This is a genomic window from Natronocella acetinitrilica, assembly GCF_024170285.1.
Classification (GTDB): Bacteria; Pseudomonadota; Gammaproteobacteria; order Nitrococcales; family Aquisalimonadaceae; genus Natronocella; species Natronocella acetinitrilica.
Genome location: NZ_JALJXV010000007.1, coordinates 313,885 through 334,945, shown reverse-complemented (window position 1 = coordinate 334,945; position 21,061 = coordinate 313,885). Strand labels below are relative to the sequence as shown.

The window sequence follows — 21,061 nt, the reverse complement described above, 5'->3', positions numbered from 1 at the left end:
CGTCTCCTCAGCCATCTGCCGCTTGTACTCCCGGCTGAATCGGCGGCGCTGGCCAACCGCACGCTCGGTCTCATCGACTGAAGTGTCCACCTCACCTCCTCGTGGACACTCCACAAGTGCCCACTTACTAATAAGTGGACACGATCATCCCGAACACAAATCAGGCAGGGAAGGAGGTAATCACCGGACGGTTACCGTGATCGGGCTGATCGCCGGCCTGCTGATCGTCGAGGTGGTCAATCGCATCGAGCTAGAGGAAGCCCTATATCCCATCGTGGTCATGTCGGCCACCTTGTGTGTGTTTGCGATCACGGGATATCTGGGCGGTAGCGGATTTCTCGCCGTCTATGTGGCTGGGGTGGTCGCGGGTAATCGGAACATGCGCGGCGCCTCGAGGCTGCGTCGCTACCAGAATGGTATGACATGGCTTGCCCAGATCGTCATGTTCCTTGTGCTTGGGCTAATCGCTACGCCATCCCAGTTCATTCCGGTGGCCTTCCCGGCGATCGCATTGGGGCTGTTCCTGATCGTTATCGGGCGGCCGGTGGCAGTCTGGCTCTGTTTGTTGCCGTTCCGCTACGAGCGGCGAACGGTCGTGTTCACGTCCTGGGTGGGCCTGCGCGGGGCTGTATCAATCCTGCTGGGCATACTGCCGGCCGTCAGCGGCATCGAGGGGGCGGAGATCTACCTTAACGTAGCATTCATCATGGTACTCACGTCCCTGCTGGTGCAGGGCTGGACGATTCGCCCCGCCGCAAGGCGGCTCAAGCTGATTGTGCCACCGCAGACCGGTCCAGTAGAGCGAGTGGAACTCGAGTTGCCGGGCAGCCCGAGTCAGGAACTGGTTGTGTACCGGGTGATGGAGGACAGTCCCGTGTTGTCTGGCTCTCAACTGCCCCAGTGGGCTCGCCCTTCGCTGGTTGCCCGGGACGGAGTGACCTTCAATTACGCGCAGTCGGGCGACATCAGGGCAGGGGACTACGTGTATCTATTCGTGCCGCCGGAATACGCCAGCCTCCTGGACCGCGTCTTCGCGGAAAAGCCGCACTCCGACGGTGACGACAAGCAGTTCTTTGGTGAGCTAAGACTGGATCCGGAGTCGACCCTTGCCGACCTCAAGTCCGTCTATGATGTGGAGCTACCGGCCGACGTTTCCGATAGCCAGACGATCCACGAATATATGCGGGCCGTGTTGGGCAGCCAGGCGGTCGTAGGTGACCGGGTTTCCGTTGGGCCGTTGGACCTCGTGGTTTGTGGCGTGCATCGTGGGGCAACGATCACGGAGGTTGGCCTGGCGTTCAGGAAAAGCGGGCCTTCTGCCGTGTCCGGACGCAAGTATGTCGCTCGATTACCGAGCTTTCTGCAGCGATTGCGTTCCGGATATCGCCGGAAGTGATTTTGTCAATGAACGTAGTGGCGTTGCGTGGAGCGGGAGAGTGTCATGGACTACAAGCTGATACTGGTTTTCGTCGAAGACGAGAAAGCTGATCGAGTTCTCGATGCGGCACGGAGCGCGGGCGCCACCGGCGCCACAGTGATTCCCAATGCCGTGGGGCAGGGCAAGGCCCGCCAGTTTGGTCTTTTTGGCCTGGAGGTCCTGTCGCCTCGCCAAATCCTCCTCATGCTGGTCGAGCAACCCAGGGCAAGCGCAGTACTGGACGCTGTCTGCAAGGCAGGGGGGCTCGATGAAAGCGTTGACACCGGCATCGTGCTGGAACTCGATGTGTCCCGCGCGGTTGGGCTCACCGAGCACATCAAGGAGCTCTTGAAGGAACATCCGTTGAAGTGACTGAGTTGATCTTGCGCCAAACCACGCTCAGCACCGGTGGAATCCGTCGCCGGCATAGGGCGCAAACAGGAGAATTCCAAGGATCTCGGGTAGTGTCCCGTCTTGTGGTTGAAGCACCAGCGCGGCGCCCTCGGGAAATATCCTGCCTCCGACTGCCGGGCCCAGCACCATGATTGCCGGGGTCCGGTGCCCCACGAGCACCTGATTCAACCCGGAAAGCGGCTGTTGATTCATCAGCCGCCGATGTTCATCCAGCACCCAACGCAGGCGCCCGCCGGCGTAATCATCGGCCAGTAATCCGTCCACGATCTCGACACGCTCGGCGCCAAAAGCCAGCTCCGCAGTGTCCCTGGCCCGGTAAACCGGTCCCGCGAGAATGGGGTCTGCCAGGGGGATGCCCAGATCAGCCATGGTGGCGCCGATGCCCCGCGACTGCTCTTCTCCATGGGGCGATATGTTCCGCTGCCCGTCTCGCTCCCCGATCCGGTAGGTGGAATCGCAAGCCATGTCGGTGGTATCAGCATGCCGGAAATAGAGGACCAAGCCACCGTCGCGTAGCCGATCTACCAGCGCAGCGCCCTCCGAATCATCGGGAGTGACCGCCCGTAGGTCTGATCCCATGGCAGTCGCAAGACCCAGTGCGAGCAAAACCCCCAGTAGCATGCGTGAAATCATCGCGGGATCAGCCCCAGTTTCCCATTTCAGCTTGCCGAGTCAGATCGCTCTGTCCGCGGCGAGTGGGCCATTATATTGATAATGGCTGCGTGTGGAATGGTGGGAACTGGGGGCGCAGGAACGTGCCGAACTTCCGTAACGGGTTACTAGTGTTTAAGAATCACGTAGAGAGCATGGATGATGCCGGGGATAAAGCCGAGGAAGGTCAGCAGGATGCTCAACCAGAAGTGGCCCGTGAGTCCGACCTCCATGAACACACCGACTGGCGGTAGAAAGATGGCAAGTATGATCTTTATCGGATCTGTGGCGGTAATGGCCATGAGGACTCTCCGTCAGTCGGGATCACTCGGCTAGAGATAGGCCAGTATCAGGCCGATCACGATTACAGCGGCAACGACGAGCCCGGCAGTCTGCCACGGCTGCAGGTTCCGCCAGGTGAACGCCTGACGAGCAAATTTCGGTTCAGTCTGTTGAACGCTTGCATGACTACCGCTCTTGCCCCGCGGTGCATGCTCCGACGTGGTGGTGGACTTCGTGTGATTTTCGTACATCGCGCGTTACTCCGTGGTGGGCTTTCGGTGCGACCGCTTTCAGTTCCGGCCTGAATTCAGATTGCGCGGATCTGCCGCGGCTGTATGTACTCCAGCCAACGCATCGCGCACGTCGGTTGTGTTGGAGTGATGCCTGGAGGTGCGCGGCTGGCGCGTCCATGCGGGAGGCCACACCTCGGGCCCGGACTTGTCCACGAGACCGCTTGCAATGGGCTTGTGGTTGAAGTCCTGAGGCTTCATCTCGGATGGGATTTCAGCCGGAAGCGCAGGGGGTAGCGCTTGAACTGGGGACTGCACCGGTGCAACGGTCAGTAGTTTCTGGAGACATTGCAGCACCGGATCTGTACGCACTTCACTGGGACAAAGGAAAACCCCAATACGGCGCATGCCGGCACCCAGCTGTGGGCTGCTGGAATAGCGAGCGATGGGGGCCGCCAGTACCAGGCCGAATAGTGCGGGGGTCAACCACCAGAAAATGACCGGTGTGTAGTGAAAGGTCAGAGCGCCCCAGGCGAGTGCTGTGAGCGCAATGCGCCATGTCCGTGTCAATGTTTCCTTCCAGGAGAGCAGACGGCCCGCTCGCTCCTGTGTCTCCCAGTTCACACCAAAGCCCAGCAACACGGAAACGACGAAGAAGGCGTGGAACGCCATCATGATGGGGGCGATGACGATGGCAAACAGTAACTCGGCAAGGCCGCCCTTGACGATTGCCCACGTGCCGCCGAATTCCGGCCGTCTCTGAATGATCGCGATGGTAATACCCATGACCTTTGGCAACAGCAGCATGGCGATGGTGAGTTGTATCAGCATGACGATCAGTTCGGTTCTCACCACCGGCCAATCCGGAAACAGCTGGTGCGTGGCGGGAAAATAGACATCACCCTGAATCGCGCGTGACAGCGCATCCACCGTGCTGAGTACCAGCATCGCAAACCAGATGAGCGACGCCATGTAAGCAAGCGCACCGAACAGGAAGTGCAAGCGGCTGGTCCCGTTAAGGCCTGCAATACCCAGCAAACCCAGGTGCTGGATATTGCCCTGCACCCAGCGGCGATCGCGCTTGGCGAAATCGATGAGATTGCACGGTACTTCTTCGTAGCTGCCTTCCAGGTCTGCCAGCAGATAGGCCTCCCAGCCGGCTCGCCGCAGCAAGGCGGCCTCCACGAAGTCGTGGCTGAGGATTTCTCCACCGAATGGCGCCTTGCCGGGCAGGGTGGGCAGGCCGCAGCAATCGATGAATGCACGGACGCGAAGGATTGCGTTGTGTCCCCAGTAATTGGCCGTATCCGTCTGCCAGAAGCTCAGGCCGGTGGCGAGCATGGGGCTATAAAGCCCAGCTGCGAATTGAACGAATCGGCCGAAGAATGTGGTTTGCTGCACGGGGATCGGCACGGTCTGGATCAAGCCGGCACGGGGGTTGGCTTGCATCGCTCTGACCAGTTGCAGCAGGCAATCGCCGCTCATCACGCTGTCAGCGTCCAGGACGATCATGTGTTCGTAGTTGCGGCCCCAGCGCGTACAGAAATCTGCCAGGTTGCCTACCTTGCGTGCGGAGTTTTCAGGCCTTCGGCGATAGAACACGCGTTCGCCAGCCGGGCCCAGGCGTGCCAGCAAGTGTTGCCATGCATCCAGTTCGCTCTGGGCGATCTGCGGGTCCGTGGTGTCGCTGAGCATGTAGAAGTCGAAATGTGCTGCCTCACCCGTGGCCTCCAGCGAGCGCAGGGTGGCTTCGAAACCCGCCACCATCCGACGGGTTTCTTCGTTGTAGACCGGCATGACTACGGCGGTGCGAGTGACGATGCGCGAGTCGCGGTGACGCCCGGACTCCGTTCGCTGCAGCGTCAGTGGGTCGCGGCGCAGGAGTTGCAAAAGGAATCCTGCGGCCGACGTCCAGAATGCAATGCTGATCCAGCAGAATGACACCGCGAACAGCAAAAGCAGCATGGCGTCAAACGCCCTGAACCCGTTCGCCGCCAGGATGTTGAACATCATCCAGACGCCGCTCAGGGTCGTGATCGTGGCCAGGCCGATAATGAGTGCGGGCCGCAGCCCCTTCCCCGGGATCCGGATAGGTGCCGCGGTTTCGGGGGCATGCAGCCCAGCCGCGCTGGATTGGATCTGCGTTTCACTGGAGCGCATCGGGATACCACACATAGCTCCAGACTTCGGTCAGGCGCTGCCCGCGCAGCCGCAGAGAAAGCCGCATGTCCACCAACTGGTCGCCCTCGGGTGCCAGCCTGAATGAAACACGCCAGGTCTGACCGTCCGGCAATGGCGTCACCAAGAGGTCCGTAACCTCGCCGGAACCGTGTTGCAGCTCGGCTTCCAGCTTGGCTTCATCACTCAATGAAGCCAGCGGTCCGCCCTGGAAATCCACGACAAAGCGTCGTTTGCTGCGCGATGGCGGATTGTTCTGCCCGGGGACAGCGCCCCAGCCGATGCCAGTGCGCACGACATGCCCCGAAGTGGCCTCCGGCAGCTGCTGGTCAAAACTGCGCAATCGGTAGCTGAACCGGCGATTGTCGCCGACCTTGAAGGCCTGCTCCGGGACCCAGTAGGCGACGATGTTGTCGTGGATCTCGCTGTCGGTGGGGATCTCTACCAGTTCCACCCGACCTTTGCCCCAGTCTCCCTGCGGTGTGACCCACAGGCTTGGGCGCAAGTCATAGCGGGCCTCCATATCCATGTAGTGCTCGAACGCACGGTCCCGTTGGAGTAGCCCGAAACCGCGGGGGTTCTCATCGGTCAGCGACGACACCCGCAGGTGGCGGTGATTGCTCAGTGGCCGCCAGATCCATTCGCCATTGGATGCGGCCATCAGTAATCCGTCGGAATCATGGACCTGTGGGCGGAAGTCATCCACGTGACGGACGGTGGTATCGCCGTGGTGGTACATGCTGGTGAGCGGCGCAATGCCGAGCTTTTCGACATCGTTTCGCGCAATCAGGCGCGCTTCTACCAGTATCTCCGTGGGTGGGCCAGGCGTTATCTCGAAACGGTAGGCCCCGGCCACGGAGGGGCTATCGAGGAGGGCGTAGATTACGAAATGGTTCTGCTCGGCCTGGGGCTTGACCAGCCAGAACTCCCGGAATGCCGGAAACTCTTCTCCGGTTTGTGTCGCGGTGTCGATCGCCAGCCCGCGCGCCGAGATACCGTATACCTGACCGGGCCCGATAAGGCGGAAGTACGAGGCGCCAAGAAATACCAGGAACTCCGTCTTACGTTCACCCGAGAGCGGGTAATGCACCCGGAATCCCGCAAAGCCGAGGTCGTCTGGAAGATCACCGGTGAGCCCATCCACCGGCGGCACGTAGCGGAAATACCGCCGATCGAACGCGATACGGCTCTCATCTCCTGGCTGTAAAACATGCAGGCTCACCGGTTCCGTGTAGAGGAATCCGGGATGGAATAACTGGATTTCGAACAGCGATTCGTTGCGCCACACCGCGCGATTCCGGCGAAACTGGATAGCCCGATACTGCTCATAGCTCAGGCTGGCGAGCTGTTCGGGTAACGTATGATCGCTCGGCCGGTAGGGTTCTTCCGCGAGAGCCCTGGCGCGGGCCTCGATGGCGTCGAGAACGTCGTGGCTCTCCAATTCCGCAAGCGGGGCGTGCAAGTGCGACGGCGATGAAGCAGATGCCTGGGGCTGCGTCAGAGCGCTGACAAAGAGCGCTACTACCATGAATACCACCGATGTCCGGGCGGCGGCCGACCTTGAGCCGAAAGTGCGGCTCAGCCTGCCACTGCGACGGTCGGGTATGGATTCACCTGCGCGGGACGCGTTCATTTCCTGGTCTGCTGTCATGGGGTGAGTTGCACGAATGCCTGGAGTGCGTGCAGAAACGGGGAGGGCAGGGCCTTGCGTTGCACCCCTGCATCCATGCCGTGTCGCCGGCATGGATGCGCGATGCCGGCACGCTTGTTCAGCGACGTGGGACGTCGGAGCTCGCGCCGTAATAGCTGTTCACGCTATCAACCCAGGATTGATCGGCCATGTCTGGCCAGTGGTCCTTGTCGAAACCGGGTGCATTCTTGATGCGCTCGGCGTCGGCGTCCAGGACAAACCGGTGGTTCGCGGTGTCCAGCGACAATGCATTCCAGGGGATTGCGAAGAGGCGATCACCGATACCCAGAACCCCGCCGGCTGATAGCACCACATAGGCCACCTTGCCGGAGCCGGTATCGAGCATGATCTCCTTGACGTTGCCAAGCTTCTCGTCCTGGCGATTCACGATGTCGTCGCCTTCCAGAGAGTTGGCGCTGAGTAGGGCCGCATGGTGGTCATGGGATGACATTCTGGCCTTGCTGTTGTCCGGCGTGATGTAGCTCATTTGGTTGTCCTCTTGACGTCCTTCTTGAAGTCGCCGTAGCTCGACTGAACCTTGCCACGGACTTGCTCTGCCTTGCCTTTGCCTTCGAGCTCCTTGTTACCGACTGTCTTGCCTGTGACTTCCTTGACCTTGCCTTTCGCCGACTCCGTCCGGCCTTTTACCTGGTCTTTGTTCATGACTTGAACTCCAATTGATTAGGGGTTGGGGGCGTTGCAGGGGTGGGATTCCCATCAATGTCGCCCGGAGGACAGCATCTGCGTTCGGGTACCGTGGTTCTGTTCGGATCACCACACAACGGCGTGGCTGACTGTCGCCAAATGGAGAATCGTCAATCGTGAGAAGGTCGGACAGCGCAGCGAGTTACGCCGGCCAGCGGGGTGTCGTGAACGCCGTCACCAAAAAGTCGATGAGTAACCGGACCTTGGGCGATACATGCTTGCGGGTGGGGTAGAGGGCATAGACGCCCAGTTCGATGGAGCGGTAGTCCGGCATCACCTCGACCAGCCTGCCGGCATCCAGGTCCGGCCCGACGATAAAGCTAGGCTGCAGAACGATGGCCTGGTGCTGCAGCGCCCCGACGCGGCAGGTGTCGCCGCTGTTGGTGCGCACCACCGGGCGGATGCGTGCCGTGACTGGCCCTTCCGGCCCGTCAAACGGCCACTCGTCACCCGGCGCGAAATAGCTGTACGCCCACACGGCATGGTGCGCGAGGTCCGAGGGGTGCGTGGGCTTGCCTTGGCGTGTCAGATACTCGGGCGATGCACACAACACCATCCGGGTGGACGACAGTTTGCGGCTGATCAACGTCGAACTCGACAGTTGCGCGATGCGCACTGCCAGGTCGTAACCTTCCTCAACCAAGTCGACGACGCGGTCGGACAGGGTGACGTCCAGCGTGATCTGTGGATGCCGCTCCCGGAAAGCGCCCCAGAGTTCGGCCAGATGCAAGTTGCCGAAGGTCACCGGGGCATTGATTCTCACCTGTCCCTGCGCATGACCGCTGCGCGAGCTGACCTCGGCCTCGGACTCCTCAAGCTCGCTCAGCAGTTGCTTGCAGCGTGCGTAAAAGACCTCGCCTTCCTCGGTCAGCGCCAGCCGGCGCGTTGTGCGATGCAAGAGGCGCACGCCCAGCCGTGCCTCCAGGTTGCCCACGTGGCGCGACACGGCAGCCTTGGAGAGGCCCAGCGAATCGGTGACCTTGACGAAGTTACCGGCCTCGACCACTGCGACGAATGTTTGCATCTGGGTGAATCGGTCCATTGTTCCATTTATAGAGACAATGTGTGTCAATGGGAAGCGTTTATCTTGAACGAGATGGTCAATAGGATGAGTACACCATTCAACCAGATGCAGGGCTACCCCATGAACAGGAATGTGATTCACCGTCTTTTCAATACTGATGCCGGCATCGCTGCAGTGGCGTTGCGTATCCCGGTGGGGATCATCTTTGCCGCCCATGGCGCTCAGAAGTTGTTCGGCTGGTTCGGCGGCCATGGCCTGTACGGAACCGGGCAGTGGATGGCCTCCATTGGCCTGGAGCCCGGGCTGCTGATGGCGCTACTTGCCGGCAGCGCGGAATTCTTCGGCGGTCTTGCCCTGATATTCGGCGTGCTGGTGCGGCCAGCTGCTGTTGTGCTGGCGTTCACCATGCTGGTTGCGATACTTGCAGTACATGTCGGTAATGGACTGTTCATGAGCAACGGCGGCTATGAATTCGGGCTCGCGCTGCTGGCCGCATCCGTCTCACTGGCCATCACCGGGGCTGGGCGCGCGTCCGTCGATTCGCTGCTTGACCAACGCGTCCGTGCGCACTGAACGCGCCAGTGATCCGATGCTTGCCGGGGCGCAGAGCCCCGGCCCACCCTGAGGCATGACCATGACACGTTTACCCAGTCTGTTCGTCTCTCACGGGGCACCGACCTTTGCTGTCGAGCCGGGTCGGGCCGGGCCTGCACTTGCGGCCCTTGGTCGGGACCTGCCGCGGCCGAAGGCCGCACTCGTGGTCTCCCCCCACTGGATGACGCCACAGCCCCGCGTGACCACGTCGGTCTTGCCGGAAACCATTCATGATTTCGGGGGATTCGATAAGGCGTTGTACGAGATTCGCTACCCGGTGTCCGGACATCCCGAATTCGCAACGCAGACGGTGGAACTGCTGCGCGACGCCGGCTGGGACGCTACCGCTGACCCCAGGCGCGGCCTGGACCACGGTGCCTGGGTGCCCTTGCTGCACCTTTACCCAGAGGCCGACGTGCCGGTATTCCAGGTGTCACTACCAACCTCGCTGGACGCTGACGGCGCCTACCGCCTCGGTCAGGCCCTGGCACCGCTGGCCGGGCAGGGGGTCTTGATCATCGGCTCCGGCAGCCTGACTCACAATCTCCATGAGGTGTTCGGTGGGGCAGAGGATGTCGCTTATGCCACCGAGTTCTCCGGCTGGATTCGTGACGCGGTCGTCGAAGGTGATCATGGCCGCCTGCGCAAGGCCTTGCAGAGCGCCCCGCATGCCCGCCGCGCCCATCCGACTACCGAACACTTCCTGCCCCTGCTGGTAGCCGCAGGCGCTGCCGAATCCCCCAGACCGAGCACGGTCATCGACGGGGGCGTTACCTACGACGTGCTGGTGATGGACGCTTTCCTGTTCGGAGCTGCTTCAGGGAGTGATACCGAAGCCAGGGTTCAGTAGGCAATTGCGTTTGGCAGAGAACCTCCAGGCGGAGCCGGGCACCGTGTGCGACTTCGTACAGATCAACTCCAGCAAGCGCGTTACCGTTGTCTGCGCTCTCAAAGTGCACTGTTGTTCCTCAGCAGAAATGACGACTACTTCCCCCGCGTCGTTTTATTAGCCCCGGCCTCTCCCCCCGAGCGCTGGGGTTTTTTTTGGTTCAGCTTGCTGGCTTTCGGGGTTGATCGAAAGTGCTGATGGATGGTTGGGTGGGAGGGTGAAAGAAAAAGGCACCCGTAGGTGCCTGTTCCTTCGATGCTATTGGTGGAGGCGGCGGGAATCGAACCCGCGTCCGCAGGAGCTCTACCGTCGGATCTACATGCTTAGCCCGTGTTTAACATTCGCCGGCCACTACCCCACGAGCGAGGGAACGCAGCAAACTATCCTGATTGATTTAACAGTGTCGGGTGCAGGCGGTACCCGGTCACTGCGGTCCTGTGATCTACGACCGTCAAGTAGGAGGCACAGGCACCTACCAGTTGACGGCTAGCGGGATTTAGGCCGCTAGTGCGTAGTTTTCGTCGTTGGCAACTATGTTTAAGTTGGCCATCGTTATTTTACGAGGTGAGATGACATCCTCGGCATGCACCTAAGGCTTTGCGACCTGCGTCGAGACCATGTCGCCCCCGATTCAGGTACCACTCAGCTTAACTGATATGTGGGGGTTCTGTCTGTCGGTTTCAACATTTCGGTGTTCGTTTTTGGTGCGTTACCGCCTTCGGCCTAACGCACCGTACGGGTGCGAGGCATCCCGAGTTGCGGCGATCGGTCAGACGTTGTGCTTGAGCAGGCGTTCCTTCTGGCGCTGCCAGTCCTGTTGCTTCTTGTCCTCGCGCTTGTCGAATTTCTTCTTGCCCTTGCCGATACCGATCAGCACCTTGGCACGGCCGCGTTTCCAGTGCATCTGCAGTGGCACCACGGAATAGCCGTCACGCTGCACCGCGCCCAGCAGGCGCGCGATCTCCTTGCCGTGCAACAGTAGTTTGCGCGTGCGGATCGGCTCTGCCTGCACATGGGTGGAGGCAGAGGGCAGGGGCGGAATACCGGCGCCGAACAGGTAGGCTTCGCCGCCTTTCAGCAGCACATAGCCTTCCTGCAGGTTCAGCCGTCCGGAGCGCAGGCTCTTGACCTCCCAGCCTTCGAGCACCAGGCCAGCTTCCAGGGTGTCTTCGATGGCGTACTCGAACCGCGCCTTCTTGTTGACGGCGATGACGTTGTCCGCGATTTTCGGTTTCTTTTTGCTCACGGCGCGCATTGTAGCGGTGCCCGCTGTCTGCAGCCAGTGCTCCGACCACTTGCCGGGTCAGGTCAACTTGCCGAGAATGCAGGCTCCTGCACTGAGATATCGGAGTTGCATTGCCGATCCCGCGGCGATACCGACACGGCCAGTGGCCGAACCAGGGAGTCTTCATCCTCGCCGCCTGCGGAGCCTGCATCGGGCTGGGTAACCTGTGGCGATTCCCTGCGCTTGTCGTCGAGCACGGCGGCGGTGCATTCATCCTTGTATACGCTGCGGCCTTGTTGCTGCTCGGCTTGCCAGTGGCCGTGGCGGAGGTCGTGCTGGGGCGGGGTTCCCGCCATGATCCGGTGGGCGCTTTTCGCGAAACGGCCGCTATACATGGGCGCTCCAGGCACTGGGCCTGGGCGGGGTGGCTCGCCATTCTCGGGGCCGTCTGCCTGCTCATCCTGCTCGCGGTTACGGCCGGCTGGAGCATGGGCTACCTGTTCCGCGCGGTCACGGGAACGCTGTTTCAGCTCGACATGGTCGACGCCACGGCCATGTTCGAGGACCTGGCCATGGATGTCGAGCGATCCATGCTGTGGATCACGCTGTTCATCGGTCTGGTCGCGCTTGTGGTCTCCCAGGGGCTGGAGCGGGGGATCGTGCCGGCGGTGGTCGTGCTGGTGCCGATGCTGCTTGCCGGGCTGCTGGTATTGATGATGGTGGCGCTGGCGCACCCCAGCAACCCGATCGTGCTGGATTACCTGTTCACCGTGGATTTCAGCCAGCTTGGACAGGCCGGTTTGCTGGCAGCGTTGCATCATGCTTTCGCCAGCCTGGCGCTGGGGGTCGGTGTACTGATCGTGTACGGCGCCGCACTGCCGGCGCGGACGCCGATTGTGACTGCGGTCGGGAGCGTCGTCCTGCTTGATTTCCTGGCAGCGCTGGCGGCGACGTTGCTGGTGGTTTCCCTCGCCCCGGGCTTTCCGCCCGGGCCAGGGCTTGCATTCGAGGTGCTGCCAACGGTGTTCGCCGCCGAGGGGCCTGGCCGACTCCTTGCGGTGGTGTTTTACGCAACCTTGGTGCTGGCTGCCCTCACCACCGGTTTCGCCCTTGCGGAGGCACTGGTCACGGGGATCACCGAGAACTCCCGGCTGAGCCGTGCTGCGGCGGGGGGCTATGTGGCAGCGATGATCTGGTTGCTGGCTTTCGCGGTGGTGCTGGTACAGACCAGCCCATGGGCCGCGGCGACCTCTGGCGGGCTCGATCTCCGCGCTGTCCTGGAGCTGTTTGCGGGGCAGTTGCTGCCCATCATCATGGCCCTCGCCGGGCTGCTTGCTTTGCTGAGCGTGGGCTGGGTTGCAGCCCCGGAATCGGTCCGCCATGCATTGCGTCTTGATGGATGGCCATGGGCCTCCGCGCTTTGCCATGGACTGATTCGCTGGATCGCCCCCGCCTTGCTGCTGATTGTGCTTGCCTATACGATCACCGGCCTTTGGCTTTGATATGACGACTTCAGGTGGGACATGGCGCATATCTCACGTAGTGCCCTGGTAGCGCACACGGCGGGCAGAATGTTCGAGCTCGTGCATGATGTGGACCAGTACAAGTACTTCCTGCCCTGGTGCAGCGACAGCGGCGTGCTGAGTGATACCGGCGACGAGCGCAAGGCCTTCGTGACCATCAGCAAGGGTGGAATCAGCAAGTCCTTCACGACACTCAATCGGGCGCAGCATGGAAAGATGCTGGAGATCCGGCTGGTGGAAGGGCCGTTCAAGCGGCTCGACGGTTACTGGCGGTTCCAGCCACTGGGTGACGATGCCAGCAAAGTCTCGCTTGATCTCGAGTTCGAGTTTTCCAACAGCCTCGTGCGCATGGCATTCGGTCGCGTGTTCGAACAACTCGCGAACCGACTGGTGGATTCCTTCGTGCAGCGGGCCGATCAGGTATATGGCACGAAGTGACGCAGCGATGATGACGGTGGAAGTCGTCTACGCATTGCCGGACGATCAGGATCTCCGCGAAATCCGTGTTCCCACCGATGCCACGGCGGCCGATGCCATCCGGGCTTCCGGTTTGCTGGAGCGATTCCCCGAAATTGATCTTGCGCAGCAGCCGATCGGTATCTTCGGGCGCCGTTGTGAACCCGGCCAGATGCTGCAGCCGGGGGATCGCGTGGAAATCTATCGACCGCTGATCGCCGATCCCAAGGAGCGGCGCCGGCGCCGCGCCGCCAGCAAGCGCTGACTGGGACTCAGTCGTTGCCCCGCCAGTTCTCGGGGGCCAGATTGCCCTCGACAGCCACGAGTTGGTCGTTGTCGTCGAAGAACAGGGTCAGGCGCTCGGTGGGGCCGCCACCGCCAGGCGAGCTACTATGAATGTAGTCCCAGCGGTCATTGCGGAACATGTCCTCGATAACCGGGCTGCCCAGAATGAAGCGAACCTGCCGGCGGCTCATGCCGGGGCGCAACTCTTCGACCATTTCATCGGTTATGATGTTGCCTTGCTGCACTTCCGGGCGATACGGGAAACTCGAACCGGAACATCCGGTTACGATTAATGCACCGGCTGTGAGCAAAATCATGCAGACTGTGCGGGCCTTACCAGACATCGGGTGACTCTTTATCCCTGGACAGTGGTGCGGGATCATACAGCATCGGCGCGGTGATCGCGCAACAACCGGATGGACCGATGAGGTGGGTATGTGGTTCCACGGTTGGCGGTTGAAATCATGATAGACAGGCAAGCGAGGGGCGGCGTGGCATCGAAAGATCTCAGAAAGGCAGGGCTGAAAGTCACATTGCCGAGAATGAAGATTCTCGAGATGCTGGAGAACAGCGAGAATCGCCACCTGTCCGCGGAAGATGTGTACAAGGGCTTGATGGAGTCAGGTGACGATATTGGCCTGGCCACGGTTTACCGGGTGCTCACCCAGTTCGAGTCCGCCGGCCTGGTGCAGCGTCACCACTTCGAGGGTGGCCAGTCCATCTTTGAGCTGGACGACGGCGATCACCATGACCACCTGGTTTGTGTGCGTTGCGGCGCCATCGAGGAGTTCTTCGACAAGACCATCGAAGACCGACAGGAAAAAGTTGCCAAGGATAACGGCTTCAAGATCACCGACCATTCCCTGATCATCTACGGCCTTTGCCCTGAATGCCGCGACGCTGAATAGAGTTACCCGGCTGCCGCCCGACTGACCATCTCCTGGGCATGCTCCAGCGTCGCCCGGGTAATCTCCATGCCGCCGAGCATGCGCGCGATCTCCTGCACTCGCGCCTGATCGTTCAGGGGAGCCACGGTGGAGACGGTGCTGTCGGCGTCGCTGGTCTTTCGCACCTGCAGGTGCTGGTGGGCCTGTGAGGCTACCTGGGGCAAATGGGTGACACAGAGCACCTGATGGCTGCGGCCCAAGCGCCGGAGCTGCCTGCCCACCACCTCGGCCACGCCGCCGCCGATACCCACGTCCGCCTCATCGAAAATCAATGTCGGGATGGTGGTGCCATCCGCTGCCACCACCTGGATGGCAAGACTGATACGTGACAGCTCGCCGCCGGATGCAATGCGGCTCATCGGTCCGAAATCCTGGCCGGCGTTGGTCCGCACCTCGAAACTGATCCGATCCCGCCCGTGTGGGGTGATGGAGTCGTCGTCCATGGGCATCAGGGCAATGCGGAATGCCGCACCCTGCATGCCCAGTTCCTGCAGGCCGGCGGTGACCTGCATGGACAGATTCTCTGCGGCAGTCTCGCGCAGCTTTGTCAGATGGGCCGCCGTGGTGGTGTAGCTCGACAGGATCTGATCCTGCTCTTTCTTGAGGGAGGCTACGGTTTCCTCTGCATTTTCAAGCGCATGTAGTTCTTTCCTGATCTGCTCACGGACGTCGATCAGCTCATCTGTCCGCACCCGGTGCTTGCGGGCCAGATCATTCAATGTGGCGATCTGATCGTCCAGGGCCTGCAGGCGCGCCGGGTCCAGGTCCAACCGATCCACATGGCGTCGCAGGCTGTCCACGCCTTCTTCAAGCTGCACCAGGGCCTGCTCGACCATGCCATGGACTTCGGCGAACACCGGATCGTTGGGGGCCTGTGCTTCGAGTTCACGCCGTGCCTGACCAAGGGTGCTTTGCGCGGAGGCCTCGTTGTCGTAGAGCATCTCGAGCAGGGAGTGGGCGGATTGCAGCAATTCGCCGGCGTTGGAAAGCCGCCGATGCTCTTCGTCCAGCTCGGCGATGGCCTCCGGCTCCAGGGTCAGCGCCTCAAGCTCGGCGAGCTGGTAGCGCAGCAGCTCCGCGCGGGCTGCGGCATCATCGTGACCGCCGGCGAGGTTCTGCAACTCGGTCTCGATGCCGCGATGACGGGTGTGCAGTTCGGCCAGCTGCTTCAGTTCGTCTGCGCTCTCGGCAAAGGCGTCGAGGATTGTGCGCTGTATGTCCCGTCGCATCATCGACTGGTGTTCATGCTGGCCGTGGATGTCGACAAGTTGCTCGCCAAGTTCACGGAGTAATTGCAGGGGAACGGGCCGGCCATTGATGTAGGCCTTGGAGCGGCCATTGTTCTGGACGACACGGCGCAGCAGGCAGTCTCCGTCTTCATCCAGTTCGTGCTCATCCAGCCACGCATGGACGGTGGCCATGCCATCGATGTTGAATGACACGGCGATTTCCGCCTTGTCGGCCCCGTTGCGGACCACGTCTCCCGTGGCGCGGTCTCCCAGGGTCAGGCCCAGCGCGTCCAGCAAAATCGACTTGCCTGCGCCGGTTTCGCCGGTGAGTGCAGTGAGCCCCTCATCCAGCTCCAGCTCCAGCTGATCTACAATGGTAAAATTTTTAATAAACAGATGGCTGAGCATGGTTTCTGATGTTATATCTCAAGTTTTACCGGCCGACTCTCGAGGCAACGGTCCGAGTGTAGCCAAGCCGGGACGACTAGGCACTGCCACCATCGCCCCAGCGCAATTTGGCCCGCAGGATTTCAAAGTAACGGTAGCCGGGGGGGTGGAGCACCTTCACCCGATTAGGGCTGCGGCGAACCGTCAGCACGCTGCCCGGTTGCATGGGCAGCTCCTCCTGGCTGTCGCAACTCACGCGGACGTGCTTGCTGCCACCACCGAGTACACGCACCTCAATTGAGACGTCCCCTGGGAGGACCACCGGTCGGTTGCTGAGGCTATGGGGGGCGACGGGAACAAGCAGCAGGGCATCGACACCGGGGTGGGCGATGGGGCCGCCGGACGCCATGGAATAGGCCGTCGAGCCGGTGGGCGTGGCGATAATGAGGCCATCGCTGCGCAGCCGGGTGACCAGCTCACCCTCGACCCGCACCTCCATCTCTACCATGCGGGCAGTATTCCATCGGTGGATCACCACGTCGTTCAGTGACAGGCTCTTGGCGCCCGTTGCGTCGCCATTGGCAACCCAGGCCTCGAGCAGGATGCGTTCGTCGGTGACGAAGTTACCGGCGAGGATCGCATCCACGTCGCTCATGTTGTCCGGTGAGACGTCGACAAGGAATCCGAGGCGACCGAGGTTGATACCCATCAGCGGGGTCTCGCGCCCCGCGAGCAGGCGGGACGTTCGCAGCAAGGTGCCGTCACCGCCGACGGAAATGACCAGTTCGGCCCGGTCCACCAGGTCAGGCAGGCCGACAGCCTCGGCTTTGACCGGTGGCTTGCGCCGCCCGAACATGGCGGATTCGACCAGCACGGTGCGCCCGCTTCCGACCAGGTGCTCCACCAGTCGGGTCACGGTATGCAGTACCTGTCGATCAAACGATTTGCCGGTTATGGCGACGATGCCGAAGCGTTTGCTCATTATCTGGCTCTAAGCGGGGCGACGGCTGAGAGCTTAGCGCCTGTGGCGGGTCGAGCGCCATCGGCCAGGCTGTGATGTGCTCGATTGACGGCCATGCGCCATGTTGCTACCGTCGGTTAGCACTCTATTGGAAGAGTGCTAACCGACGGAATTGCGTACATATGGCTGACAAGCGTCCGGGTTCCCAGCTTGATGAACGGGCTCAACACCTGCTCAAGGTCATGGTGCAACGGCATATCCGTGACGGGCAGCCCGTGGGCTCGCGTACGCTGACCAGGGAGTCGGGGCTCGATCTCAGCCCGGCAACCATTCGCAACGTCATGGCCGATCTCGAAGATCTTGGCTATGTGCGCTCCCCCCATACATCGGCTGGCCGTGTGCCCACAGACAAGGGCTACCGATTCTTCGTCGACGCCCTGCTGAAGATCGAGCCGACGCGGCTTGCCGGAGCCGAGGACCTCGCCTTGAGCCTTGACGCCGAAGGCGAGCCAGAGGCGTTGATCGATTCGGCATCCAGCTTGCTCTCGGGGCTGACCCAACTCGCCGGGGTAGTTACCTTGCCGCGCCGCCGCGGCGGGCTCTTGCGCCACGTCGAGTTTCTGCCGCTATCCGAGCAACGGGTGCTCGCCATCCTGGTGCTGAACGAGCACGAGGTGCAGAACCGTGTGCTTCGCCTTGAGCGGGATTACAGCCAGAGCGAGCTGCAGCACGTGGCCAACTTCCTCAACGCCCACTTCGTCGGGCAACCGGTTGAGGCGGTCCGCGAGCAACTGTTGCGTAGCCTGGAACGGGATCGTGCCCGGATGGATGAACTGATGGGGCTGGTGGTCGACCTTGGTGGCCGGGCGTTCAGTGAACCCAAGGATCAGGATGATCGCTACGTGGTAGCCGGGCAGACCAACCTCATGAGTTTCGAGGAGCTATCTGCCAATGTTGACAAACTTCGTGGCCTTTTCAATGCCTTCTCCGAAAAACGTGACATTCTGCATTTGCTCGAGCAGTGCCTGGCTGCGGACGGGATCCAGATCTTCATTGGCGAAGAATCCGGCTATGAGGTGTTCGATGGCTGCAGCCTGGTGACTTCGCCGTACTCTGCGGAAGGGCAGGTGCTCGGTGTGCTTGGCGTCATCGGCCCGACGCGTATGGAGTACGACCGGGTCATCCCCATCGTCGATCTGACGGCGAAGCTTCTCGGCGCTGCCTTGAATAAGCAGCACTGACCCCCATGTAAAGCGCAGGGTGCGGCGCGCGGGATGCCCCGCGCGGCCGCCGTCCTTTGTACAGCTAACCGACAACATGACCGCGAGATCGGAGAGACACCAATGGCGGAGCAGGAAGATAAACGGCACGCGACACCGACACAGGACGAAGCTGCGCCGGAGACCGGCGAGGCTGCAAAGCCGGATTCCGATGCCGGGCAGCTGCAGGCTCTGCAGGCCGAGTTGGAGGCTGCCCAGACCAAGGCGGAAGACAACTGGAATGAATACCTGCGTGCCCGGGCGGAGATCGAGAACGTGCGCCGCCGCATGGAGCGCGATGTGGACCAGGCACGCAAGTTCGGGGTCGAGAAAATGGCCCACGAGATGCTTGCGGTGAAAGACAGCCTGGAAATGGGTCTGGCGGCGGCGCGAGAAGCCAACGCCGACGTTGGCAAGTTGACCGAAGGCACTGAACTCACGCTGAAGATGATGAACCAGGCGCTGGAGAAATTCAGCATTGCCGAGGTGAATCCGGCCGGCCAGAAGTTCAACCCGGAAGAGCACGAGGCCATGGCCATGCAGCCATCCGCCGAGCATGAACCGAATACCGTCATTCATGTTGTGCAGAAGGGATACCGGCTGAGTGACCGACTGTTGCGACCGGCAATGGTGATCGTGTCGCGCCCGGCGGACCAGCAGCAGGGTGGACATATCGACGAGCAGGCTTGAAAAACGCGGCAATGCCCTAATTCACAGTGACAGATCGCGACCGCGAACTTAATTTGCCAGACAGAACGTATTCAGGAGCACATAGCAATGGGAAAGATCATCGGCATTGACCTCGGCACCACCAATTCCTGTGTCGCCGTCATGGACGGCGGCAAGGCCCGGGTGGTGGAAAACGCCGAAGGCGAGCGCACCACGCCGTCCGTGGTCGGTTTCGCTGAAGATGGCGAAATCATCGTTGGCTCGCCGGCCAAGCGTCAGGCGGTGACCAATCCGGAAAACACGTTGTACGCCGTGAAGCGCCTCATCGGTCGGCGCTTCCAGGAAGACGTCGTGCAGCGCGATGTCAACGAAATGCCCTATCACATTGTCAAGGCAGACAATGGTGATGCGTGGGTCGAAGTGCGTGGCAAGAAGATGGCGCCGCCGGAGGTGTCTGCACGCGTTCTTCAGAAAATGAAAAAGACCGCCGAGGATTTCCTTGGCGAGACGGTGACCGAAGCCGTCATCACCGTGCCGGCCTACTTCAATGATTCCCAGCGGCAGGCCACCAAGGACGCCGGGCGTATCGCCGGCCTGGATGTCAAGCGCATCATCAACGAGCCCACCGCGGCGGCGCTTGCCTATGGCCTGGATAAGGACGGCGGTGACCGCAAGGTAGCCGTCTACGATCTGGGCGGCGGCACTTTCGATATCTCCATCATCGAGATTGCCGACGTCGACGGCGAGAAGCAGTTCGAGGTGCTGTCCACCAACGGCGATACCTTCCTCGGTGGCGAGGATTTCGACCGTGCGGTGATCAACTACCTGATTGCAGAGTTCAAGAAGGACCAGGGCATCGATCTGGGTAAGGACAAGTTGGCCCTGCAGCGACTGAAAGAGGCTGCTGAGAAGGCCAAGATCGAGTTGTCCTCTGCAAACCAGACGGAGATCAATCTTCCCTACATCACCGCCGACCAGAGCGGGCCCAAGCATCTGGCCATCAAGCTGACTCGTGCCAAGCTCGAGTCGCTGGTGGATGACCTCATAGAGCGCACCATTGCACCCTGCAAGACCGCGCTGAAGGATGCCGGGCTGAAGGCGTCGGAAGTCGATGAAATCATTCTTGTGGGCGGCCAGACCCGCATGCCCAAGGTGCAGGAGGCCGTGAAGCAGTTCTTCGGCAAGGAGCCGCGCCGGGACGTGAACCCGGACGAGGCCGTGGCTATCGGTGCTTCCATCCAGGGCGGCGTGCTCGGCGGCGACGTCAAGGACGTGCTGCTGCTCGACGTGACTCCGTTGTCCCTGGGCATCGAGACCATGGGCGGCGTCATGACCAAGCTGATCGAGAAGAACACCACCATTCCCACCAAGGCGAATCAGGTGTTCTCCACCGCCGACGACAACCAGACGGCGGTGACGGTGCATGTACTGCAGGGCGAGCGGGAAATCGCCAGCGGCAACAAGTCGCTGGGGCGCTTCGACCTCAGCGACATTCCGCCGGCCCCCCGTGGCGTGCCGCAGATCGAGGTCAGCTTCGATATCGATGCCAACGGCATCCTGCATGTGTCCGCCAAGGACAAGGCCACTGGCAAGGAACAGTCCATCGTGATCAAGGCCTCCAGTGGCCTGTCGGATGACGAGATCGAGAAGATGGTGAAGGACGCCGAGGCCCATGCCGACGAGGACCGCAAGATGCGGGAACTGGTCGAGGCCCGGAACCAGGCGGACAACATGATCCACGCCACCCGGAAGTCCATCAAGGATCTGGGCGATTCCGTGGAAGGTGCGGAGAAGGAAGCCGCCGAGAAAGCCATTACCGAACTCGAGGAAGCGGTGAAGGGTGACGACAAGGATGCCATCGAGGCCAAGACCCAGGCATTGACGGAAGTGGCCGGCAACCTGGCCCAGAAAGCCTACGCCAAGCAGCAGGGCGGAGCCGAGGGCGAGGCGCCGGAATCCGCCACCACCGACAAGGCTGACGACGACGTGGTCGATGCCGAGTTCGAGGAAGTGAAGGACGACGAGAAGAAGTAGGACGCGACCTGC

The 21,061-nt window shown here is 61.4% G+C and carries 22 protein-coding genes, 1 other RNA gene and 1 pseudogene; 11 read left to right on the top strand and 13 right to left on the bottom strand.

All coding sequences use genetic code 11. The annotated features are described in order from the left end of the window. Positions 1-196: 196 nt before the first annotated feature. Both J2T57_RS15720 and J2T57_RS15715 read left to right on the top strand, forming a co-directional pair. Positions 197-1,312 (top strand): annotated as a pseudogene (locus tag J2T57_RS15720) (potassium/proton antiporter); the annotation flags it as partial. A 129-nt stretch (positions 1,313-1,441) separates the two neighbouring features. Beyond that, a complete protein-coding gene (locus tag J2T57_RS15715) occupies positions 1,442-1,789 on the top strand; it encodes a P-II family nitrogen regulator (RefSeq protein WP_253480557.1) in 348 nt (115 codons plus the stop codon). Positions 1,790-1,816: 27 nt separating this feature from the next. Here the strand turns inward: J2T57_RS15715 and J2T57_RS15710 are convergent, their stop codons facing one another. From J2T57_RS15710 to J2T57_RS15675, 8 genes are all read right to left on the bottom strand, one after another. Continuing rightward, positions 1,817-2,410 (bottom strand): histidine phosphatase family protein, encoded by a 594-nt coding sequence (locus J2T57_RS15710; RefSeq protein WP_253480554.1) that lies wholly within the window; start codon positions 2,408-2,410, stop codon positions 1,817-1,819. A gap of 200 nt (positions 2,411-2,610) precedes the next feature. Further along, a complete protein-coding gene (locus J2T57_RS15705; RefSeq protein WP_253480551.1) occupies positions 2,611-2,784 on the bottom strand; it encodes a YqaE/Pmp3 family membrane protein in 174 nt (57 codons plus the stop codon). Positions 2,785-2,814: 30 nt separating this feature from the next. Next, positions 2,815-3,015, bottom strand: coding sequence for a hypothetical protein (locus J2T57_RS15700; protein WP_253480548.1), 201 nt, complete (start codon positions 3,013-3,015; stop codon positions 2,815-2,817). Positions 3,016-3,054: 39 nt separating this feature from the next. Further along, complete coding sequence (gene mdoH / locus J2T57_RS15695; protein ID WP_253480545.1) at positions 3,055-5,154, bottom strand: glucans biosynthesis glucosyltransferase MdoH; 2,100 nt, start codon at positions 5,152-5,154, stop codon at positions 3,055-3,057. Beyond that, positions 5,141-6,823 (bottom strand): OpgD/OpgG family glucan biosynthesis protein, encoded by a 1,683-nt coding sequence (locus J2T57_RS15690; protein WP_253480542.1) that lies wholly within the window; start codon positions 6,821-6,823, stop codon positions 5,141-5,143. The genes mdoH and J2T57_RS15690 overlap by 14 nt, the downstream gene beginning before the upstream one ends. A 118-nt stretch (positions 6,824-6,941) precedes the next feature. Then, the gene (locus tag J2T57_RS15685; protein ID WP_253480539.1) at positions 6,942-7,349 is read right to left on the bottom strand and encodes a PRC-barrel domain-containing protein; all 408 of its coding nucleotides are present in this window, start codon (positions 7,347-7,349) and stop codon (positions 6,942-6,944) included. Next, positions 7,346-7,525, bottom strand: a complete 180-nt coding sequence (locus tag J2T57_RS15680; protein ID WP_253480536.1) for a CsbD family protein — start codon at positions 7,523-7,525, stop codon at positions 7,346-7,348. Before J2T57_RS15680 ends, J2T57_RS15685 begins: the two co-directional genes overlap by 4 nt. Before the next feature lie 184 nt (positions 7,526-7,709). Next, positions 7,710-8,591: a LysR family transcriptional regulator gene (locus J2T57_RS15675; protein WP_253480534.1), complete on the bottom strand. Its 882-nt coding sequence runs from the start codon at positions 8,589-8,591 to the stop codon at positions 7,710-7,712. A 120-nt stretch (positions 8,592-8,711) separates the two neighbouring features. Between J2T57_RS15675 and J2T57_RS15670 the strand changes: the two genes are divergently transcribed. Beyond that, positions 8,712-9,164: a DoxX family protein gene (locus J2T57_RS15670; protein ID WP_253480596.1), complete on the top strand. Its 453-nt coding sequence runs from the start codon at positions 8,712-8,714 to the stop codon at positions 9,162-9,164. Between the two features lie 61 nt (positions 9,165-9,225). Next, positions 9,226-10,035, top strand: coding sequence for a dioxygenase family protein (locus tag J2T57_RS15665; RefSeq protein WP_253480531.1), 810 nt, complete (start codon positions 9,226-9,228; stop codon positions 10,033-10,035). A gap of 301 nt (positions 10,036-10,336) precedes the next feature. Here the strand turns inward: J2T57_RS15665 and ssrA are convergent. Both ssrA and smpB read right to left on the bottom strand, forming a co-directional pair. After that, positions 10,337-10,702, bottom strand: a transfer-messenger RNA (tmRNA) gene (gene ssrA, locus J2T57_RS15660). Between the two features lie 141 nt (positions 10,703-10,843). Beyond that, positions 10,844-11,329 carry an SsrA-binding protein SmpB gene (gene smpB / locus J2T57_RS15655; RefSeq protein ID WP_253480528.1) on the bottom strand — a complete coding sequence of 162 codons (486 nt, stop codon included), beginning with the start codon at positions 11,327-11,329 and terminating at the stop codon, positions 10,844-10,846. Between the two features lie 101 nt (positions 11,330-11,430). Here smpB and J2T57_RS15650 point away from each other — a divergent pair, with 101 nt between their 5' ends. From J2T57_RS15650 to J2T57_RS15640, 3 genes are read left to right on the top strand one after another with little or no spacing between them, the layout of a single operon-like run. Beyond that, the gene (locus J2T57_RS15650) at positions 11,431-12,801 is read left to right on the top strand and encodes a sodium-dependent transporter (RefSeq protein ID WP_253480516.1); all 1,371 of its coding nucleotides are present in this window, start codon (positions 11,431-11,433) and stop codon (positions 12,799-12,801) included. Between the two features lie 21 nt (positions 12,802-12,822). Further along, positions 12,823-13,260 (top strand): type II toxin-antitoxin system RatA family toxin, encoded by a 438-nt coding sequence (locus J2T57_RS15645; RefSeq protein WP_253480514.1) that lies wholly within the window; start codon positions 12,823-12,825, stop codon positions 13,258-13,260. Beyond that, positions 13,247-13,543: an RnfH family protein gene (locus J2T57_RS15640; protein ID WP_253480512.1), complete on the top strand. Its 297-nt coding sequence runs from the start codon at positions 13,247-13,249 to the stop codon at positions 13,541-13,543. Before J2T57_RS15645 ends, J2T57_RS15640 begins: the two co-directional genes overlap by 14 nt. Positions 13,544-13,550: 7 nt before the next feature. On the opposite strand, the gene J2T57_RS15635 is transcribed toward J2T57_RS15640, so the two are convergent. Continuing rightward, positions 13,551-13,880, bottom strand: coding sequence for an outer membrane protein assembly factor BamE (locus J2T57_RS15635; RefSeq protein ID WP_253480509.1), 330 nt, complete (start codon positions 13,878-13,880; stop codon positions 13,551-13,553). Between the two features lie 174 nt (positions 13,881-14,054). On the opposite strand from J2T57_RS15635, the gene fur reads away from it, so the two are divergent. Further along, complete coding sequence (gene fur, locus J2T57_RS15630) at positions 14,055-14,471, top strand: ferric iron uptake transcriptional regulator (RefSeq protein WP_366519113.1); 417 nt, start codon at positions 14,055-14,057, stop codon at positions 14,469-14,471. A gap of 2 nt (positions 14,472-14,473) precedes the next feature. On the opposite strand, the gene recN is transcribed toward fur, so the two are convergent. Next, entirely contained in the window at positions 14,474-16,147 is a 1,674-nt protein-coding gene (recN, locus tag J2T57_RS15625) for a DNA repair protein RecN (protein WP_253480504.1), read from the bottom strand. Positions 16,148-16,223: 76 nt separating this feature from the next. Beyond that, on the bottom strand, positions 16,224-17,108 hold the full coding sequence (locus J2T57_RS15620) for an NAD(+) kinase (RefSeq protein WP_253480501.1): 885 nt from the start codon (positions 17,106-17,108) through the stop codon (positions 16,224-16,226). A 161-nt stretch (positions 17,109-17,269) separates the two neighbouring features. Here J2T57_RS15620 and hrcA point away from each other — a divergent pair, with 161 nt between their 5' ends. From hrcA to dnaK, 3 genes are all read left to right on the top strand, one after another. Next, positions 17,270-18,328, top strand: a complete 1,059-nt coding sequence (hrcA, locus tag J2T57_RS15615) for a heat-inducible transcriptional repressor HrcA (protein ID WP_253480497.1) — start codon at positions 17,270-17,272, stop codon at positions 18,326-18,328. 102 nt (positions 18,329-18,430) lie between these two features. Continuing rightward, positions 18,431-19,036 (top strand): nucleotide exchange factor GrpE, encoded by a 606-nt coding sequence (grpE, locus tag J2T57_RS15610; protein WP_253480494.1) that lies wholly within the window; start codon positions 18,431-18,433, stop codon positions 19,034-19,036. 87 nt (positions 19,037-19,123) lie between these two features. Further along, positions 19,124-21,049 carry a molecular chaperone DnaK gene (gene dnaK / locus J2T57_RS15605; RefSeq protein ID WP_253480491.1) on the top strand — a complete coding sequence of 642 codons (1,926 nt, stop codon included), beginning with the start codon at positions 19,124-19,126 and terminating at the stop codon, positions 21,047-21,049. The last annotated feature ends 12 nt before the right edge of the window (positions 21,050-21,061 follow it).

Excerpts from the sequence above, each read along its gene's own strand:
- J2T57_RS15715 (WP_253480557.1), top strand. The coding sequence starts at position 1,442 with ATGGACTACAAGCTGATACTGGTTTTCGTCGAAGACGAGAAAGCTGAT.
- J2T57_RS15710 (WP_253480554.1), bottom strand. The coding sequence starts at position 2,410 with ATGGGATCAGACCTACGGGCGGTCACTCCCGATGATTCGGAGGGCGCT.
- J2T57_RS15705 (WP_253480551.1), bottom strand. The coding sequence starts at position 2,784 with ATGGCCATTACCGCCACAGATCCGATAAAGATCATACTTGCCATCTTT.
- J2T57_RS15700 (WP_253480548.1), bottom strand. The coding sequence starts at position 3,015 with ATGTACGAAAATCACACGAAGTCCACCACCACGTCGGAGCATGCACCG.
- mdoH (WP_253480545.1), bottom strand. The coding sequence starts at position 5,154 with ATGCGCTCCAGTGAAACGCAGATCCAATCCAGCGCGGCTGGGCTGCAT.
- J2T57_RS15690 (WP_253480542.1), bottom strand. The coding sequence starts at position 6,823 with ATGACAGCAGACCAGGAAATGAACGCGTCCCGCGCAGGTGAATCCATA.
- J2T57_RS15685 (WP_253480539.1), bottom strand. The coding sequence starts at position 7,349 with ATGAGCTACATCACGCCGGACAACAGCAAGGCCAGAATGTCATCCCAT.
- J2T57_RS15680 (WP_253480536.1), bottom strand. The coding sequence starts at position 7,525 with ATGAACAAAGACCAGGTAAAAGGCCGGACGGAGTCGGCGAAAGGCAAG.
- J2T57_RS15675 (WP_253480534.1), bottom strand. The coding sequence starts at position 8,591 with ATGCAAACATTCGTCGCAGTGGTCGAGGCCGGTAACTTCGTCAAGGTC.
- J2T57_RS15670 (WP_253480596.1), top strand. The coding sequence starts at position 8,712 with ATGAACAGGAATGTGATTCACCGTCTTTTCAATACTGATGCCGGCATC.
- J2T57_RS15665 (WP_253480531.1), top strand. The coding sequence starts at position 9,226 with ATGACACGTTTACCCAGTCTGTTCGTCTCTCACGGGGCACCGACCTTT.
- smpB (WP_253480528.1), bottom strand. The coding sequence starts at position 11,329 with ATGCGCGCCGTGAGCAAAAAGAAACCGAAAATCGCGGACAACGTCATC.
- J2T57_RS15645 (WP_253480514.1), top strand. The coding sequence starts at position 12,823 with ATGGCGCATATCTCACGTAGTGCCCTGGTAGCGCACACGGCGGGCAGA.
- J2T57_RS15640 (WP_253480512.1), top strand. The coding sequence starts at position 13,247 with ATGGCACGAAGTGACGCAGCGATGATGACGGTGGAAGTCGTCTACGCA.
- J2T57_RS15635 (WP_253480509.1), bottom strand. The coding sequence starts at position 13,880 with ATGATTTTGCTCACAGCCGGTGCATTAATCGTAACCGGATGTTCCGGT.
- recN (WP_253480504.1), bottom strand. The coding sequence starts at position 16,147 with ATGCTCAGCCATCTGTTTATTAAAAATTTTACCATTGTAGATCAGCTG.
- J2T57_RS15620 (WP_253480501.1), bottom strand. The coding sequence starts at position 17,108 with ATGAGCAAACGCTTCGGCATCGTCGCCATAACCGGCAAATCGTTTGAT.
- hrcA (WP_253480497.1), top strand. The coding sequence starts at position 17,270 with ATGGCTGACAAGCGTCCGGGTTCCCAGCTTGATGAACGGGCTCAACAC.
- grpE (WP_253480494.1), top strand. The coding sequence starts at position 18,431 with ATGGCGGAGCAGGAAGATAAACGGCACGCGACACCGACACAGGACGAA.
- dnaK (WP_253480491.1), top strand. The coding sequence starts at position 19,124 with ATGGGAAAGATCATCGGCATTGACCTCGGCACCACCAATTCCTGTGTC.